Origin of the sequence: Pseudomonas xantholysinigenes (assembly GCF_014268885.2) — a bacterium.
Lineage (GTDB): Bacteria > Pseudomonadota > Gammaproteobacteria > Pseudomonadales > Pseudomonadaceae > Aquipseudomonas > Aquipseudomonas xantholysinigenes.
On the sequence record NZ_CP077095.1, the window covers coordinates 3,127,306 to 3,143,840 of the forward strand.

The 16,535-nt window shown below is 65.3% G+C and carries 10 protein-coding genes; 5 read left to right on the forward strand and 5 right to left on the reverse strand.

Features of this window, described 5'->3' with window-relative positions:
* Positions 1 to 28: 28 nt before the first annotated feature.
* Positions 29 to 1,081 carry a transketolase-like TK C-terminal-containing protein gene (locus HU772_RS13825; protein ID WP_186655049.1) on the reverse strand — a complete coding sequence of 351 codons (1,053 nt, stop codon included), beginning with the start codon at positions 1,079 to 1,081 and terminating at the stop codon, positions 29 to 31.
* An 84-nt stretch (positions 1,082 to 1,165) separates the two neighbouring features.
* Between HU772_RS13825 and HU772_RS13830 the strand changes: the two genes are divergently transcribed.
* Positions 1,166 to 1,798 (forward strand): glutathione S-transferase family protein, encoded by a 633-nt coding sequence (locus HU772_RS13830; RefSeq protein ID WP_186655047.1) that lies wholly within the window; start codon positions 1,166 to 1,168, stop codon positions 1,796 to 1,798.
* A gap of 1 nt (position 1,799) precedes the next feature.
* On the opposite strand, the gene HU772_RS13835 is transcribed toward HU772_RS13830, so the two are convergent.
* From HU772_RS13835 to HU772_RS13845, 3 genes are read right to left on the reverse strand one after another with little or no spacing between them, the layout of a single operon-like run.
* Positions 1,800 to 3,140, reverse strand: a complete 1,341-nt coding sequence (locus HU772_RS13835) for an MFS transporter (RefSeq protein WP_186655044.1) — start codon at positions 3,138 to 3,140, stop codon at positions 1,800 to 1,802.
* A gap of 43 nt (positions 3,141 to 3,183) precedes the next feature.
* A complete protein-coding gene (locus HU772_RS13840) occupies positions 3,184 to 4,713 on the reverse strand; it encodes a class I adenylate-forming enzyme family protein (protein WP_186655036.1) in 1,530 nt (509 codons plus the stop codon).
* A gap of 3 nt (positions 4,714 to 4,716) precedes the next feature.
* Complete coding sequence (locus HU772_RS13845; protein WP_186655020.1) at positions 4,717 to 5,895, reverse strand: acetyl-CoA acetyltransferase; 1,179 nt, start codon at positions 5,893 to 5,895, stop codon at positions 4,717 to 4,719.
* Between the two features lie 141 nt (positions 5,896 to 6,036).
* Between HU772_RS13845 and HU772_RS13850 the strand changes: the two genes are divergently transcribed.
* Together HU772_RS13850 and HU772_RS13855 are read left to right on the forward strand one after the other, a co-directional pair.
* The gene (locus tag HU772_RS13850) at positions 6,037 to 6,609 is read left to right on the forward strand and encodes a LuxR C-terminal-related transcriptional regulator (protein WP_186655015.1); all 573 of its coding nucleotides are present in this window, start codon (positions 6,037 to 6,039) and stop codon (positions 6,607 to 6,609) included.
* A gap of 296 nt (positions 6,610 to 6,905) precedes the next feature.
* On the forward strand, positions 6,906 to 8,126 hold the full coding sequence (locus HU772_RS13855; protein ID WP_186655010.1) for an MFS transporter: 1,221 nt from the start codon (positions 6,906 to 6,908) through the stop codon (positions 8,124 to 8,126).
* A gap of 28 nt (positions 8,127 to 8,154) precedes the next feature.
* Here HU772_RS13855 and HU772_RS13860 read toward each other — a convergent pair whose 3' ends face one another.
* The gene (locus HU772_RS13860) at positions 8,155 to 10,998 is read right to left on the reverse strand and encodes an HD domain-containing phosphohydrolase (RefSeq protein WP_186655006.1); all 2,844 of its coding nucleotides are present in this window, start codon (positions 10,996 to 10,998) and stop codon (positions 8,155 to 8,157) included.
* Between the two features lie 325 nt (positions 10,999 to 11,323).
* Here HU772_RS13860 and HU772_RS13865 point away from each other — a divergent pair, with 325 nt between their 5' ends.
* Complete coding sequence (locus tag HU772_RS13865; protein ID WP_225923020.1) at positions 11,324 to 12,418, forward strand: MBL fold metallo-hydrolase; 1,095 nt, start codon at positions 11,324 to 11,326, stop codon at positions 12,416 to 12,418.
* Between the two features lie 61 nt (positions 12,419 to 12,479).
* Positions 12,480 to 16,379: a patatin-like phospholipase family protein gene (locus HU772_RS13870; RefSeq protein ID WP_186655003.1), complete on the forward strand. Its 3,900-nt coding sequence runs from the start codon at positions 12,480 to 12,482 to the stop codon at positions 16,377 to 16,379.
* Positions 16,380 to 16,535: the final 156 nt, after the last annotated feature.

Genomic DNA, 16,535 nt, shown 5'->3' on the forward strand with positions numbered 1-16,535 from the left:
AGCGCGAAGGGTTGTTTGCCGCAAACGCTCAAGCCAGGCCGTAACGCCGCAGTGCCCGGCTCAGCACACGGGGCCCGACCACTCCCTCGCGGGCCAGGGCCTGCAGCGCAGTGAAGGTGATCCAGTGACGGCCCAGGTCCTGGCCGAGCGCCAGGGTATCGCTGCCCAGCGCGGTGAAGGGAGCATCGACATGCGCCGCCAGCTGGTTCACCACGAACGCGTCGTAACCGGTCACCGCCACCACCGGCACCCCCGAGCTGCCAAGACACTCGTCCAGGTGTGAACGCCGCGCGGCGTGCTGCCGATGGCTGCGATTCCACTGCAGCACGGCGGCGGCCTCGCGGGCCAGGCGGGTATAGCTGGGACAGCTCCAGACCTCGCAAGCCATGCCCCAGTCCTGCTCAAGCTGACGCGCCGCCGCCCGTACTTCCTGAAGCATGTGCCCTGCGCCCAACAGGCGAACCTGCGGCGCAACGCTGCCACAAAGCCGGTACATGCCACGGTAGGCCGCGCGAGGGTCGCATTCGCTGGCGTCATCCACTGCATCGTGCAGCGTCAGGTAGCAGAAGCCCTGGCGCCCTTCCAGGTAGAACTCGCGCAGTGCCCCTTCCATGATCGCCTGGGCCTCCGCGCCGTTGGCCGGGTCGAACGGCAGGCAGTGCCAGTTCGCCGCCAGCCACAACGGCAACCACGGGTGGGCGCCCTTCGCCCAGCGCGAAGGCAGCGACTCGATGTCGTTGAGGATGATGCCGCGATCGGCGGTCTGCGCGGTCAGCATCTCCAGGTGGGCCGAGGTGGCCGAACGGGTGAAGTAGAACAGTGGCCGTTCATCGTTGCGGGCGCTGTCGCTGAACCATAGCGGCCAGGCGCTGATGGCCAGACCCGGTTGCTCGGGGTCGGCGCGGTCGTCGATCAACCAGAACTGGCCGTTGGCCTGCGGATTGCGCCGCAGTGTCTCGACCAGGCTGAGCGCGGTACGCCGTGGCGAGCCAGGTTCCAGCGCCGTCTGCGCGAGCCCGCGCAGGCAGGCCGCCGCGGCGTGTCCGGTGTGTTGCGTGCGTTGCAGATGCAGGGTGTCCATGGGGCGTCCCTCCCGTTGCCGCCCTTGCGCGGGCGTGATGGCTGAGGCAATCTAATTGCAATTGCAACCAAAAAGGTAGCACCAATGAAGACCTCCACGCCACTGCAGCTGTACACCGCCAACACCCCGAATGGGCAAAAGATCTCTATTGCCCTGGAGGAACTGGGCCTGGCCTATGGGCAAACCGACATTGACCTGAGCAAGGGCGAGCAGAAGACGCCGCAATTCCTGCGCCTGAACCCGAATGGCAAGATTCCGGTGCTGGTCGATCAGGACCGCGACCTGGTGCTGTTCGAAAGCGCCGTGATTCTCAGCTACCTCGCCGAACGACAAGGCATGCTGGCAGGCGACACGGCGGATCAGCGACGCATCGTGCAGCAATGGCTGTGTTTCCAGATCGCCAGCGTCGGCCCCATGCTTGGCCAGCTCTGGTGGTTCCGCCACGGCTCGACCAGCCACAACCGTGAAGCGCTGGAACGCTATACCGGCGAGGCGTTGCGCTTGTATGGGGTGGTCGAACGACAGTTGGCCGAGCGGCCTTTCATCGCCGGCGACGCCTACAGCATCGCCGACATTGCCCTGTTCACCTGGCTGCGCACCCACGAGGAACTGGCCCTAGACCTGCAACCCTTCCCCGAGGTGCGCGACTGGCTGGAACAGATCGCCGGGCGTGTGGCGGTCAGGCGAGGCCTGGCGCGGGCCGCCGGGCTGCTGTGAGTCAGGCCTGGGGCTCGGCCGCCAGCACCGGGGCCGGGTCTGGCGCAACCTGGGTCGGGTGCGTGGTGGCGACGAAATCCTCCTTGCGCAGCACCACCAGCGCCACCAGCGAGGCGATCCCGGTGGCGACGTAGAAGTACCAGGGCGCGGAAATATCGCCGGTGACCTTGATCAGCCAGGTGGAAATCAACGGCGCGCTGCCGCCAAAGGCCGCCACCGGGATGTTGTAGGCCACGGCGATCCCCGTGGAGCGGATGCGCGTGGGCAGCAGCTCGCTCATCAATGCGTAGGTCGACGACGCATAGAGCCCGAACAGGATCGCCACCGCCATCAACGGCCAGAACAGCGTGGCCGGGGTGGCCGTGGGCGCGGCCTTGAAGAACCAGTACATGGCCAGGGTCGCCAGCACGCCAATCACCATCAGGAACGGCTTGCGCCCGTAACGGTCGGTGAAGGCGCCGCCGAACGGCATCACCAACGCCGCCGACAGGCTGGCGACGAACACATAGAGCAAGGTGGTGCCGCTGTCGAACTTCAGGGTGTTGGACATGTAGGTCGAGGCGAAGGTCAGCACCAGATAGAAAATCGAGCTGTGCAAGGTGATGATGAAGAACACCAGGGCAATCGCCCGCTTCCACTGCCACACTTCGCGCAGCGGCGCCTTGGAGGTCTTGCCGGCCTCGACCAGGGCCACGAACTCCGGGCTGTCCTCGAGCTTGAGGCGAATGTACAGCGAGATGAAGCCCAAAGGCCCGGCCACCAGGAACGGGATGCGCCAGCCCCAGTCCTGCATCAGGTCGGCGCCGAGCATCCAGGTCATGCCATTGGCCACCACGCCGCCGAGTACCAGGCCCAGCACTGCGGTGACCATCAGCCAGCAGGTGGCGAAACCGCGCCGCCCGGGGCCGGCATACTCGGAAATGAAGCTGGTGATGGTGCCGATCTCGCCCCCGGCGGAGAAGCCTTGCACGCAGCGGATCAGCACCAGGATGATCGGCGCGGCGATGCCGATGCTGGCGTAGGTGGGCAGCAGCCCGAGCAGGAAGGTCGAGCCGGCCATCATCACCAGCACCGTGACCAGGGTCTTGCGCCGGCCGATCTTGTCGGCCAGCGGCCCGAAGAACAAACCACCCAGGGGGCGGATGAAGAAGCTCAAGGCGAACGCCGCGAAACTGGCCAGCAAGCTGGTGGTCGGGTCGTCGGAAACGAAGAAGGCCTTGCCGATGTACAAGGCCAGGAAGCCGTAGACGCCGTAGTCGTACCACTCGATCAAGTGGCCCGAGGTGGCGCCGAGGAACGCCCGGCGCCGCTGGCGCAGGGTATTGGAAGATGACATGCCCATCTAGGGAACTCCTGTCGTGAAACTGTCCATGAAATGCAGCGCGTCAGCGATCGCCCAACGGCGTGTCCGGCGCCTGCAACCACTGGCGCAGGCGGGTTTTCAAGACCTTGCCGTAGCTGTTCTTGGGCAACTCGTCGCAGAACAGGTACTTCTTCGGCTTCTTGAACGAGGCCATGCGCGCCAGGAACCAATGGTTCAGCACCTGGGCATCGAGGCTACCGGGCGCACGTGACACCACGAAGGCCACCACCGACTCGCCCCATTCGGCGTCGGCTTCGCCCACCACGCAGGCCTCGAACACCTCGGGGTGCTGCATCAACACCTCCTCGACCTCGCGCGGATAGATGTTGCTGCCGCCAGAGATGATCACATCCTTGCTGCGGTCGGTGAGTGTGAGGTAGCCCAGGGCATCCAGGCAACCGATATCGCCGGTGCGCAACCAGCCATCCACCAGGGTGGCCGCGGTGGCCTGCGGGTTGGCCCAATAGCCCTGCATCACCGCTGCACCGCGCACGGCGATCTCACCCGCGACGCCGGGCGCCTGGGGTTGACCGTCGGCATCCAGCACGCGCACCTCGACGCACGACTGGGCCCGACCCACCGAGGCGGCGCGGCTCGCCCAGTCGGGCTGGGCACGGTCGGCAATGACCGCGCGGGGCAAGGCGGTGATGGTCATCGGGCACTCGCCCTGGCCGTAGATCTGCACCAGGCGTGGGCCGAAGGTGTCGAGGGCTTCGCTCAGGTCGGCGAGGTACATAGGCCCACCGCCGTAGACAATGGTCTTGATGCCATCGCCGGCGTAGCCCTGGCGACGGGCCTGCTCGACCATGCGCTTGACCATGGTCGGTGCCGCGAACAGGCTGACCTGGCCCAGCTGCCGCGCCAGGCCGAACAACTCCTCGGCCTGAAATCCGTGTGACACGGGCACCACATGGCGGGCGCCGCAGCGCACATGAATGAAGTTGTACAGGCCAGCGCCATGGGACATCGGCGCGGCGTAGACCACCGCGTCATCGGCCGACACCGGGTCGACATCCAGCGGATAGCACAGCGACATGGCCATCAGGTTGCCATGAGAGAGCATCACGCCCTTGGAGCGCCCGGTGGTGCCAGAGGTGTAGAACAGCCAGGCCAGGTCGCTGTCCTGGCGTGGGAACGGGGCCTGCAGCTCATCGCCGGATACCGGGGCGTCCTGCGTGGGCGCCACCAGTTCGCGGCACTCGCCTGGCAGTTCGGTGAAAACATCGCCGGTATCGGTGTAGACCAGCCGCGCCCCGGCGTTCTCGGCAATCCAGGCGGCCTCCAGGGCGTGCAGCTTGCTGTTGATCGGCACGGCCACTGCCCCGCTCCACCAAATGGCGTAGAGCAGTTCGAGGTAAGCGCAGCTGTTTTTCATCAGCAACGCGACCCGGTCGCCCGGGCCTATGCCGTGGGTATCGCGCAGCGCCTGGGCCCGCGCCCTGACCCGTGAAGCGAAGGCCTGGTAGTCGGCGACCTGGCGGGTCCCCTCGAACAGCGCCGGGCGCTGGGGCCAGCGTTGCGCGGCATCAAGCAGCCAGTGGGCAATGTTCATGGGCTAGACCCGCACCGCCTGCAACACGCTGGCATAGTTGGCCACGGCCATCCCGCCCATGTTGAACAGCAAGCCGAACTCCGCGCCTGGTACCCCCAGACCGATGGGGTTGCCAGTCAGCTGGGCAAAGCCCAGGGCATGCATCGACACCCCCGTGGCCCCGACCGGATGGCCCTTGGCCTTGAGCCCACCGGACAGGTTCACCGGCAAGCGCCCGCCCTGGCGCACGGTGCCATCGTCCAGCGCCCGATGCCCTTCGCCGCGCGGCGCCAGGCCCATGGCCTCGTAGATCAGCAGCTCGGCGATGGTGAAGCAGTCGTGCACCTCGGCGAAGCTCAGGTCGTTCAGGGTCACGCCCGCCTCGCGCAGGGCCCCATGGATCGCCCGCTGCGGCCCCTCGAAGGCCAGCACGTCGCGTCGCGCCAGCGGCAGGAAATCATTCACCTGGGTCATCGCGCGGATCGCCACCTGCCGACGCAGGGTGCGAGCACGCTTGGGCGAAGCGAGAATGATCGCCGCCGCGCCGTCGCTGATCAGCGAGCAATCGGTCAGGCGCAACGGCGCCGCGATCAGCGGGTTGCTCGGCGACACGTTGTTGCAGTGTTCGAAATCCATCACCCGGTGCATCTGCGCCAATGGGTTGGCCATGGCATTGGCGTGGTTCTTCACCGCAATCGCCGCCATCGACGCCAGCGGGCTGTGATAGCGCTCGGTATATTGCTGCGCCACCTGGCCGAACAACTGGGGAAAGCTCAGCCCGGTTTCATCCAGGCCGTGCTGGTAGCCAGCCCCGGCCAGGGCCTGGGTGACTTCAGCGGTGCTGTTGCTGGTCATTTTCTCCGCGCCGACCACCAGCACCAGTTCGGCGGCGCCGCTGCGGATGGCATTGATGCCCGCCTGGATTGCCGCCGCACCAGAGGCGCAGGCGTTTTCACAGCGGCTGGCGGGTTTGAAGCGCAGTTGCGGGTCGGCCTGCAGCATCAGCGAAGCGGGGAAGCCATCGGGCACCAGGCCCGAGTTGAAATGACCGAGGTACAGTGCGTCGATCTCGGCGGCGTCGATCCCGGCGTCCTTGAGCGCATCGCGGGTGACTTGCACGACCAGGTCTTCGAGATTTTGCCCATCCAGGCGACCGAACGGGCTGTGAGCAGCGGCGACGATGGAGACTGAATCATGAAACATGGTGATTTTCTTCTGTCCTTGAAGCGAGTATTCCCTACAATGGCGCAGCGCCCGAACCCCATGCTAGTTGGGGCAACTACGTACGCGAATACGTAGTGAGTCATACGCGGCATGACCCCAAGTACCGAGGCAGGATGCCCGATGACCGTAGACAGCCTTCCCTTGCAGGACCTCGAGCGCATGGCGTTCCAGGCCTCCCCCGCGCCGCAGATGGTCACTGCCCATCGGCGCATGCTCGATTGCAACCAGGCGTTCGTGCGGTTGTTCGGCTACCAGCGGGACGAACTGCGCGGCAACCTGACCCTGCTGCTGTACCCCTCCCATGCCGATTACCAGAGCATTGGCGAGCGCAGCGAGCATTGGCTCAAAGCCGGGCCGGGCGCGTTCTATACCGATGAGCGTTTCATGCAGCATCGCAACGGCGAGGTGTTCTGGGCCCGGGCCCATGGTTTCACCCTGACCCTGGATGATCCATTCAAACTGATGGTGTGGCATTTCGAGCGCATCGACCGCCAGCCCGCGCCCACGGTGCAACTGACGGCGCGGGAGCGGGAAATATCCTTGCATATCGTCAACGGCCTGACCTGCAAGGAAGTGGCACGCCAACTCGGGATTTCTCATCGCACGGTGGAAGTGCATCGGGCGCGGTTGATGAAGAAATTGCAGGCCAAGAACAGCGCGGAGCTGGTGTCGAAGATCATTTTCATCAGCTGATCAGGCCCGCCCCCACAAGATTCGCACCAGATTGAGAGATCTTGGCAGCAGCAAACACACCAGGCTCAAGCCAGGCCCTGTCGCTGTGGGAGTAGGCTTGCCCGCGAAGCAAGGCAGGGGCGATTTGTTCCTTACAAACCAACGGCTCTAACCCGCCTGTTTCATCGATCACACTGATGATTACTATCAACCCACTCAGCTGTTGAGCCCGGCAGACCGGCTCTTATAATCGCGTCCACTTTCCCCCCCTCCCCATCGCCTGCTCCAGGCGACTTTCCCTTTTGGAAACCCAGACCATGCCCAACCACTCTCCCCACAGCCCTCCCGAACATAGCCAACAAAGCCTCAAGCAACAGTGGCTGGCGATCCTCTCGGTCGCCGTGGGTGCCTTCGCCCTGGTGACCAGCGAGTTCCTGCCGGTGGGCGTGCTCAACGATGTCGCCGGCGACCTGGGCATCAGCGCGGGTCACGCAGGCCTGATGGTGACCCTGCCCGGCATCATGGCTGCCCTCGCCGCGCCGCTGCTGTCGGTGGGCATCGGCACCCTGGACCGGCGCTACCTGCTCAGCGCCCTGACACTTATCATGATCATCGCCAACTCGGTGGTGGCCTATGCCACCGACTTCAACCTGCTGCTGGTCGGTCGCGTGCTGCTGGGCATCAGCATCGGCGGTTTCTGGGCCACCGCCATTGCCCTGAGTGGCCGCCTGGCCCCCAAGGGCGTGGGTGTCGCCCAGGCCACCTCGATCATCATGGTCGGCGTGACCCTGGCCACCGTGCTGGGCGTGCCCGTGGGCACCTGGCTCAGTGGCCTGATGGGCTGGCGCATGACCTTCCTGGTCACCGCACTGCTGGGTGTACCGGTGTTGCTGGCCCAGGTGCTGCTGCTGCCCCGCCTGACCCCGGACAAGGCGATCCACGTCAGGGACCTGCCGGCGCTGTTCGTCAACCCCCTGGCCCGGGTCGGCCTGATCGCCGTGCTGCTGATCGGCCTGGCACACTTTGCCGCCTACACCTACGTCGCGCCGTTCTTCAAGCACAACGCCAGCTTCGATGGGCCGACCATTGGCTCGCTGCTGTTGCTGTATGGCGTGGCCGGGGTGATCGGCAACCTGTTCGCCGGCTTCGCCGCCAACCAGAGCGTGCGTCACACGCTGATGCTGGTGGCGTTGCTGATCGGTGTCGGCACGGCCCTGTTCCCCTACTTCGCCACCAGCCTGACCGGCGCCGCCATGTTGATCGCGCTGTGGGGCTTCGCCTTCGGCGCCTTCCCGGCCTGCGCCAGCATCTGGATGTTCGTCGTCGCGCCCAAGGATGTCGAACGCGGCATGCCGCTGTTCGTCGCCATGTTCCAGGTGATCATCGCCCTGGGCTCGTTCTTCGGTGGGCAGATCGTCGACCAACTGGGCAGCGCGGTGTTGTTCAGCCTGGCCACCGCCCTGGTGGGCTGCGGTTTCGTCACAGTGCTGGTGCTGGGGCGCAATGTCAGCAATCGTCTGGTGGCCGAACCGTCCTGAACGGCCAGGATGAACTTGGTGCTACTGGCTAGATCTGCCCCAGCCAGTAGCCCACATCCACCTCATCGATCTGCTCGGGCCGCAGGAACCGCTCGGCATACTCGCGGTACACGCCACTGCCGAGGAACAGCCGCAACAGCTGGGCGTCGATATGGTTGTCGCGGGCCATGAACACCAGGATCTTCACCGACTCGGACAAGGTCTTCGGTGCTTTGTAGGGACGGTCCGCTGCAGTCAGTGCCTCGAAGATATCGGCAATCGCCATCACTCGTTCGGCTATGCCCAACTGCGCCTCGCCCAGCCGCCGCGGGTAGCCGTTGCCATCCATCTTCTCGTGGTGGTTACCGGCGATCGCCGGCACTCGACGCAACTGCCGCGGAAACGGCAGCGAGGTGAGCATGATGATGGTCTGTACGATGTGTTCGTTGACCTTGAAGCGCTCCTCGTCATTGAGGGTGCCCCGGCGAATCGCCAGGTTGTACAGCTCGCCATGGTTGCTGGCATGGCTCGGCAGACGCATGTCGAAGCCCCAGGTGTTGCGGGGATCGTCCCTGGCCACCGGCGGCTTGCGCTCGCCCCAGGGCACGCGGTGTTCAGGGCGGTCCGCGAGCAAGTGCTCCTCGACAGGCAGCGGCGCGCTTACCTGGCCGGCAAAGCGGCTCTCCTCGTCACGGGAGATCCCCAGGCGGTTATCGAAGTGCCGCCACCAGCGGCGCTGACCAATACGCTGCAAGCGGGCGACATCGTCGTCGGCCATGAACTCGCCACCGATATTGGCCTCGGCGACGAAGGCGAATTCCTCGTGCAGCTCGGCGCGGCATTGCGCCAGCGCCTGCTGCAGCGCAGGCTGCGCCTCGCCATTGGCCAGCCCTTGCCAGTAGGCGATCTCGGCGTCGCGCCAGAGCACCTCGAAACGCATGCGCACTTCGTGGATGCGGTTGTACAGGGTCTCCAGCTTGGTGGCCTTGTCCACCACGTATTCGGGGCTGGTGACCTTGCCGCAGTCATGCAGCCAGGCCGCCACGCGGAATTCGTAGCGCTCGGCCTCGCTCATGGTGAAATCGGCGTAGGGGCCACGGTCGGCCTGCACGGCCTTGTCCAGCAGCATCTGCGCCAATTGCGGCACGCGCTCGCAATGGCCACCGGTGTAGGGGCTCTTGGCGTCAATGGCGTCGGCCAGCAACTTGATCATGCCGTCCAGCAGGCGCTGCTGCGCCTCCACCAGCTGGCGGGTCTCGATCGCCACGGCAGCGGCACCGGACAGCTCTTCGACGAAACGGCGGAACGGCTGGCTCAACTCACCTGAGCCACCCTGGGTGTTTTCAAGCTGCAAGACCAGAATGCCGAGCAACTGCTCGCTGCGATCGTTGAGCACCACGGCCAGGCTCTGCCCTTGCAAGGCCAGGGCCTGGGTCACGCTGGCCGCCAGGTCCTCGCTGGCCTCGACCCGCAGTTGCGTGGGGTAGGCTTCGCCTCGACAGCCTGCGGCCAGGTGCAAGTCGCCCCGGTCGGCATCGAACAGGTACACCGCCCCCGCACTGACGCCGGCGGCGTCCACCAGGTGGCGCAGCACGCCGTCGAGCATGCGCTCGAGCTGGGTCTCGCGGCTGAGCGTGAGGGTGATCGCCTGGAAGCTGCGGATCGTGCCGGACATGCGGCTGAGCACGCGGCTCAGTTCGCGTACCTCGCTGACCCGCGAGGTCACGCCCACCTCGCGGCTGAAATCGAAATCGGCCAGGCCTCGCACCTGTTCGGCCAGCAACCGCAACGGGCGGCCGATGCGTTGCCCGAGCAGCCCGCCGAGCAACAACAGCAGCGCCATCAGCGCCGCCGTCCACAGCAACTGGTCGAACAATACCTTGCGCGCGCCGGCCAGCAGCTCGTGGGCCGGCACCGCAATCAGCACCTGCAGGTTCTGCCCGGCCAAGGCCAGCGGCACGCGCATGCCGTACCAGGTCTGCCCATCCACCTGGTACGGCTGGGGCCGCCCGCCCGCAGGCAGCACCGCCTGGATCTGCTGCAAGCTCGGCACCCCAAGCTCGGCGATATGCGTCAGGCGCACCGCCTCGCCCTCGCGCACCACCACCCGCTGCAGGTCCGGATACGCCACCACGCTGCCCTGGTCATCGACCACGGCGATCTCGGTGCCGGGGGTGATACGCAGGTCGCGACTTTCGCTGGCCAGGTCGTTGACCGAGACATCCATGCCGATCACCGCCGCGCCATCGGCACTGCGCAGGGCCATGGTCAGGCCGATCTCACGGGTGGTGAAAAACACGTAAGGCCGGGTAAGCACGGTACTCGCTTGCCGGGAGGCTTCGACGAACCACGGGCGCAAGCGCGGATCGTAGCGGTAGTCCGGCTTGACCTGGGTCTTGAGCAAGACTTGGGCTCGGTCATAGAAGCGCCACTCGCCAAGCGGGGCGCCGGCGGCGTCGTGGCTGACACTTTGCACGAGGAAGACCGTGTCCGGTGGCGCTTCGAGCCGCTGCAGCAACTGTGGGTCGCGCAAGCGCCGCACCAGCAGGAAGTCACCGTTGGGGTAGCCCACATAGGTGGCGCTGAGCATGCGGTTGGCGTTGAGGCATTCGACCAGCTGCGGCAACTGCTCCAGGCGTTGCGCAAGGTTGCCGGCGACCGGGTCGACCGCCAGCAGGCGCAGGCTGCTCTGCGCCGGATCGACCAGGCGGCGAGCGCGCTCCTCGATGGTCTTGCCGACCTGCTGGGCAGCGTCGCCCGCAGCCGCCACCAAGGTCTGGCGCACGCCCAGATAGCCTTGCCAGGCCAACGCCGCACCGAGCACCAGCATGCCGAGCATGATCGCCAGTGCCACCAGCAGTTGCAGCGAGATGCTGCGCCCTCGGTTGTTCATGGCTGTTCGCCCCACGCCTGCAGCACGACGCACCGAGGTGCCAGCCAGGCTGCACGATCAATCAACACGCAACCCATCCCAGGTACTCTCTGTGTGGCGGTTTCAACAGTGTAATCAGCCAATGCGATCGTGCTTGGCCGAAATGCGTCGTCGGCAGCCAGGCCACGCCGAATAGTTGCATAGCGCCACACATCATCCAGCACCTGCCGACGACCATATATCGGAAGCGAGCAGCCACCCCAAGCTATCATTTTGCCACCTGCCACTGCCTGCCCTACGCTGGAGCTTGAGCCGTACCTGAAAACGCCTCTGCGGGGTAGCGTCCATGCACGCAAGCAAAGGGTTTGCCCTCCTTTTTCTCTGTGTTTGCTGCATCGCCACTGCGCGGGAGACACCACCGCAGGTCTGGTCGGCCACCAGCGCCACCGAACCGAGCATCCAGTACCTGGGCGTGGGCGGCTGGCTCATGCACTGGCGCGGTGAAGGCGTGATGCTCGCCCCCTCCTTCAGCAACCCGGCAACGCTGTTCGAGGGTGTACCGCCGCTGTGGGTCAAGGCCGACAAGCAGCGCATCAATACCTACATGCGCCGCGCCCCCGCGGACGACGTCACCCTGCTGCTGGTCGGCCACGGCCATTACGACCACCTGCTCGACGTGCCTTGGGTGATGCACTGGTACGCGCGCAACGCCGAAGTCTACGGCTCGGATACCGTGGTCCACATGCTCCGTGCGTTCAAGGATCCCCGCCAAGTCGGCCAACACAATTGGCTCGACCCTGCCCGGGTCAGGAGCGCCCGAGGCTACATGGCAACCGTGCCCGGCTGCGCGGGCCGTAAACCACCTGCCCGACCCGGTTACTGGATCACCTCCAAGGGCGGGCATATCCGCGTCATGCCGATCGAGAGCATGCACGCGTCGCATCTACTGGGTCATACCTTCGCCCAGGGCGACTACCACGCCGACTTGCGCACGCCGCCCAGCAGCGTGTTCGGCTGGAAGCAAGGCCAATCCATGGCCTGGTTGATCGACCTGCTCAATGAGGACGGCAAGCCGGCCTACCGTATTCAATACCAGGACAGTGCCGCCTCCTCCCCATGCGGCATTCTGCCAACGCCGCCGGACGCCACGCCGGTCGATGTGCTGGTGCTCGGCGTGGGCTCCTGGCGCCATGCCAGGCTCTACCCGCAACGGGTACTGGCCGCGACCCAGCCACGGATGGTGCTGCTCGGTCACTGGGAAAACTTCCTAGGCAACGACCCCGACGCCCCTGAGCCGATGAAAGGGCAGGAAGTCGCCGAGATGCAAGCTACCGTCGAAGACCTTGCACGCCAGCAGACACCACCGGCCACGGTGTATCTACCCAGCCCGTTCACGCGCATAGCCCTGCCTGCACCGCTAACCCTCCCCGCCGACCGATAGCTGCCATGGCATTCGAGCAGACCCGACTGGCGTTCCCGGCACACTGGCGAAGGAGTCAGCCATGAATGACAGCGTCCCTCCACCTGCAAACCCGACACCCCCTGCCAACCCGTCGCCGCCCAATCACTCCGCCGACCTGATCAAGATTCGGCGCACGAAGCTGGATCAGGACGGTGCCTGCATCGCCGACAAACTGCGGGGTAATGGGGCGGACGTCTGGGGACTGGCGTTGTCCGGCGGCGGCATTCGCAGCGCAACGTTCAGCCTGGGTTTGTTGCGCGAGCTTGCCAAACATAAGCTACTCAATCGCTTCGACGTGCTCTCGACGGTCTCGGGCGGGAGCTACGTGGGCAGCATGCTGGGACGCCTCTACGACCGCACCCGCCAACAGCCGTCACAGCACAGCGGCAGGGCGGCCGCCGACCGGGTGCAGGAAGCGGTGGCGCAGGCCGATCGTCGCTGGTTCGGCTGGTGGATGCGCACCAACGGCCGCTACCTTGCGCCAGCAGGGTTCCTCGACCGACTGTTTGCCATCACGCTCTACCTGCGCAACCTGCTGGCGTTGCACTTCGAGTTCGGTCTGCTGGCCGTCCTGCTCGGTGGCGTGCTGGCAGCATTCGACCTGCTTGTGTGGGGGACCCTCAGCGAAGTGGGCACTCGAGCGGCCACCCCTGCCCTGTTCGACGGGTTGAGCCTCCTGCGACCCTGGCTCCCGACCGCTTGGCTGATACTGCTACTGGTGATTCCAGTGGCACTGCACCTGGTGTTCACCTACTGGGACTCACAGTGGATACAGCGGCGGCTTCGCTGCTATTGCGCCGCGAAAGTCGCAGGCGCCGGGGTACTGCTGGCCGCAGCCTGGCAACTCGGCCAGACATTGCGGCACTTCGACCCCGGCCCTGGCACCGAAGGCCTGGACATCTTGCTGCCCACGTTTGCCGGGGTAGTCGTCGTACTATCCTTCACCTCGTTGTCGCACTGCTACCTGGCCTTGAAGGCCTTGCTCGAAAAGAATGAACAACAGCTTGGCAGCGGCAAACCGGAAATGGATGCGATGGCCGAGCTGCGCAACCGTTTGACCTTGTACTTGATGTACTGCCTGAGGTTCAGTCTGCTGGTCCTGGTACTGGGCATCGCCGAACGCCTGGCCTGGCTGCTGGCTTTCCAGACCCGGAGCTTCGAGACAGTCGACCTGGGGATCACTTTGGCGGTCGTATCGGCCGTCGCCCAGGCGCTGATGCTCAACCTCCGGACGGCCAAAGGGCAGCAGCAAGACGGCAAGGCACCCAGTCGCCTGCTGCCGCTCGTGCTGCAGCTGGTGGGCTACCTGCTCACCGCCGCGTTGCTCGTCTGGTGGCTGTCGCTGGTCCTGAAAATCATCTTCACCCCGGTCTTTCCCGAACTGGTCAGATCCGACGGCTCGTCGCCGGACCTCATTGCGCCGCAGTTTGCCGCAGGCTGGTTGGCGCTGCTGTACCTGTGCATACCTCCAGCACTCTACGTGGCCGCGACCGGAACCAACCTGGGGTTTCTCAACCTTTCGTCCCTGCATACCTTCTACAAGGCACGACTGGTGCGCAGCTACCTCGGGGCGGCCAACGACTGGCGTTTCAGCGAGGAGCGCAGCGTCTCGGCCCTCGACCCCGTCGACCCGCACGACCAGACCACCAGCAAAATACGCAATGTCGGCCGGGTAGCCCCCAACGACGATGTCGCCCTTGCGGATTACGCGCCGCATGAAGCCGGCGGGCCGGTCCACATCATCAACACCTGCGTGAACCAGACCGCGGATCCCAAAGGCCGGTTGTTCAATCGCGACCGCAAGGGGCTGCTGCTGAGCGTGCGTGCCGGCGGAGGCTCGCGCCTGAGCCAGGAAGGCTGGCGCCAGGAATTCACCGGTATCGGCCGGCTCAGCCTGGGTGCCTGGATGGCGATCTCGGGCGCGGCGGCGGCGCCTGGGCTTGGCTATCGCACACAACGCGGCCTGGCGGCGCTGCTCACTTTCGCAGGTGTGCGGCTAGGCTATTGGCTGACGCAACATGAACGGGGCGGCGCCGAGATCGCGGGCAGCATCATTGGCCGAAGGTTCGCAAAGTCCAACGCGCTGCTGTCGGAGTTGTCCGCAACATTCGACGCGGGCCCCAAGGACAACTGGTTCATCACCGATGGCGGGCACTTCGAAAATACCGGGGTCTACCCGCTGTTGCTCGAACGGGCACGTGTCATTGTTCTCGCCGATTGCGGCGCCGATCCAGGCTTCTCGTTCGAGGACGTCGAGAACCTGGTTCGCAAGGCACGCATCGACATGGGTGTCAGCATCACGTTCCGCCGTCCCCATGACGCCGCGTTCTGGGGTTCGAGCATTCCCCGTGAACTCATGGATAAATGGCGCGAGTGCAGGAAGTACTTCGGCACGCTGCAGGATCTGGCCAAGGACGACAACGAAACCTGCCTGGCGCTAGCCACCATCGATTACCCGGACGATACCTCCCCCCGGCCGGCCATTCTCATCCTGGTCAAACCGAACATCTGCCGCTCCGTGCCAATGGATGTGGCCAACTACAAGCGCCAGAACCCGGTGTTCCCGCAAGAAACCACGGGCGACCAGTTCTTCAGCGAAAGCCAGTGGGAATCCTATTTCGCCTTGGGAAGCGACCTGGGCAAGCACCTCTCGAACGAACTGTTCACACTGCTCAAGCTGCACCTGAAATTGCTGTTCGACCTGGGCCCCAGCAAGATCACCTCGCATCCAAGCGTACCCGGCAAGCCACTGGCCGACCAAGCCTCGCGAAGCATCTGGGGACGTCAGGTCGGCACTGTCGGCGCGACCGTCGGCGCCGGTGTCGTGCTGTCGCTGGCAGTCGCGGGCTGGCAAGCCTATGACGGTTACCGCGCATCGCTGAACGCGCGCCTCGCCGGCGAGCGCCAGGCGCTGCAGGAAATCTCGCGGCTCTGGGGCCAGCTGCCTCGCGGCGAGCAGCGCGCGGACAGCGCCAGCACGGCCAACCGGCTTGCCGTCGAGCTGCTGCGCAACGCGGACGCGTATTGCATGAAGGGCGAGGCTGGCTGGCTCATCCAATCCGAGTTGGGCAAGCGAGTGATCCAGGATGTGGTCGCGACCTGCTCGGCACTGAAGCAGAACATGGGACGCGCCTGCCAGGCACTGGTCGAGGCCCGAGCGGGGCTGGAATCGCTGGATGCGGGAGCTTGCCTGGTCCAGGCGCCACCGCGTTCACCCGCGGTGTACTGGGGGCACGATTACAGTGTGCAGGGCCTTTGGGAAAGGTTGCACCCCTGCGCATTTCGGCGCAATGAGATGGTAGAACGTAACCAGAGCTTCAGCGAAACCTACTGGATCGTGGCAGATGACTCGCACTCAGCGAAGGAGTTGGCTGAGCTACAGGCTGGATGCCGTGATCCGGAGAGAGAAAAATCCGACGACGCTGCCCAACAGCTACCTGGCACCATCACCATGGCAAGCAGCAGCGAAGCCGAACCGACGGCGGCACCTGCACCTGCACCTGCACCTGCACCTGCACCTGCACCTGCACCTGCACCTGCACCGAGCTATCAGATCGAGGCCAGCGACATCTGCAAGGACACGACCATCTACATGCAGATCTACGGACCTGAAATGCGCGATGAGGTACGCGCATTCAGGCCATGGTGGCATGGCAAGTGGAAAGCCAGCGTGCCCCCCATCGAGGACGTGACCGCCACGGCCTACCGTGCTGCGCGGCCCGCACCGGCGCAGGTCCAGACCACGACCGTGCGTTACCACGATTCGCAAGGGGCCGCCTGCGCGGACGCCATCGTCAAGCGGGTGAACCAGGAGTCAGGCGTCAGCTGGCGCCTGGAGCCACTGTCCAGCGCCTTCAAAGGTTCCAAAGGCGTGATCGAGGTCTGGTTCAGCAAGCATGACGAAGTGGCGCGGGACCTGCCGGCAGAACCGCAAAAATAATGACCGCCGGGAAGGTGAAGGAACTTTCATGTTGGCCAAAGCCCCCGGTCAGCCGGGGCGCAAGCAGGGCAAGCCACCGTCCCCCAGGGCGGCTTGCCTTGAGCCGACGCACCGGCTTGCGTAGCATCGCCGCCCCGAACAACGCCCGTGCCTCTT

Bases quoted from the DNA above. Each gene is read 5' to 3' on its own strand.
- HU772_RS13825 (WP_186655049.1), bottom strand. From the start codon at position 1,081: ATGGACACCCTGCATCTGCAACGCACGCAACACACCGGACACGCCGCG.
- HU772_RS13845 (WP_186655020.1), bottom strand. From the start codon at position 5,895: ATGTTTCATGATTCAGTCTCCATCGTCGCCGCTGCTCACAGCCCGTTC.
- HU772_RS13865 (WP_225923020.1), top strand. From the start codon at position 11,324: ATGCACGCAAGCAAAGGGTTTGCCCTCCTTTTTCTCTGTGTTTGCTGC.
- HU772_RS13835 (WP_186655044.1), bottom strand. From the start codon at position 3,140: ATGGGCATGTCATCTTCCAATACCCTGCGCCAGCGGCGCCGGGCGTTC.
- HU772_RS13840 (WP_186655036.1), bottom strand. From the start codon at position 4,713: ATGAACATTGCCCACTGGCTGCTTGATGCCGCGCAACGCTGGCCCCAG.
- HU772_RS13855 (WP_186655010.1), top strand. From the start codon at position 6,906: ATGCCCAACCACTCTCCCCACAGCCCTCCCGAACATAGCCAACAAAGC.
- HU772_RS13870 (WP_186655003.1), top strand. From the start codon at position 12,480: ATGAATGACAGCGTCCCTCCACCTGCAAACCCGACACCCCCTGCCAAC.
- HU772_RS13830 (WP_186655047.1), top strand. From the start codon at position 1,166: ATGAAGACCTCCACGCCACTGCAGCTGTACACCGCCAACACCCCGAAT.
- HU772_RS13860 (WP_186655006.1), bottom strand. From the start codon at position 10,998: ATGAACAACCGAGGGCGCAGCATCTCGCTGCAACTGCTGGTGGCACTG.
- HU772_RS13850 (WP_186655015.1), top strand. From the start codon at position 6,037: ATGACCGTAGACAGCCTTCCCTTGCAGGACCTCGAGCGCATGGCGTTC.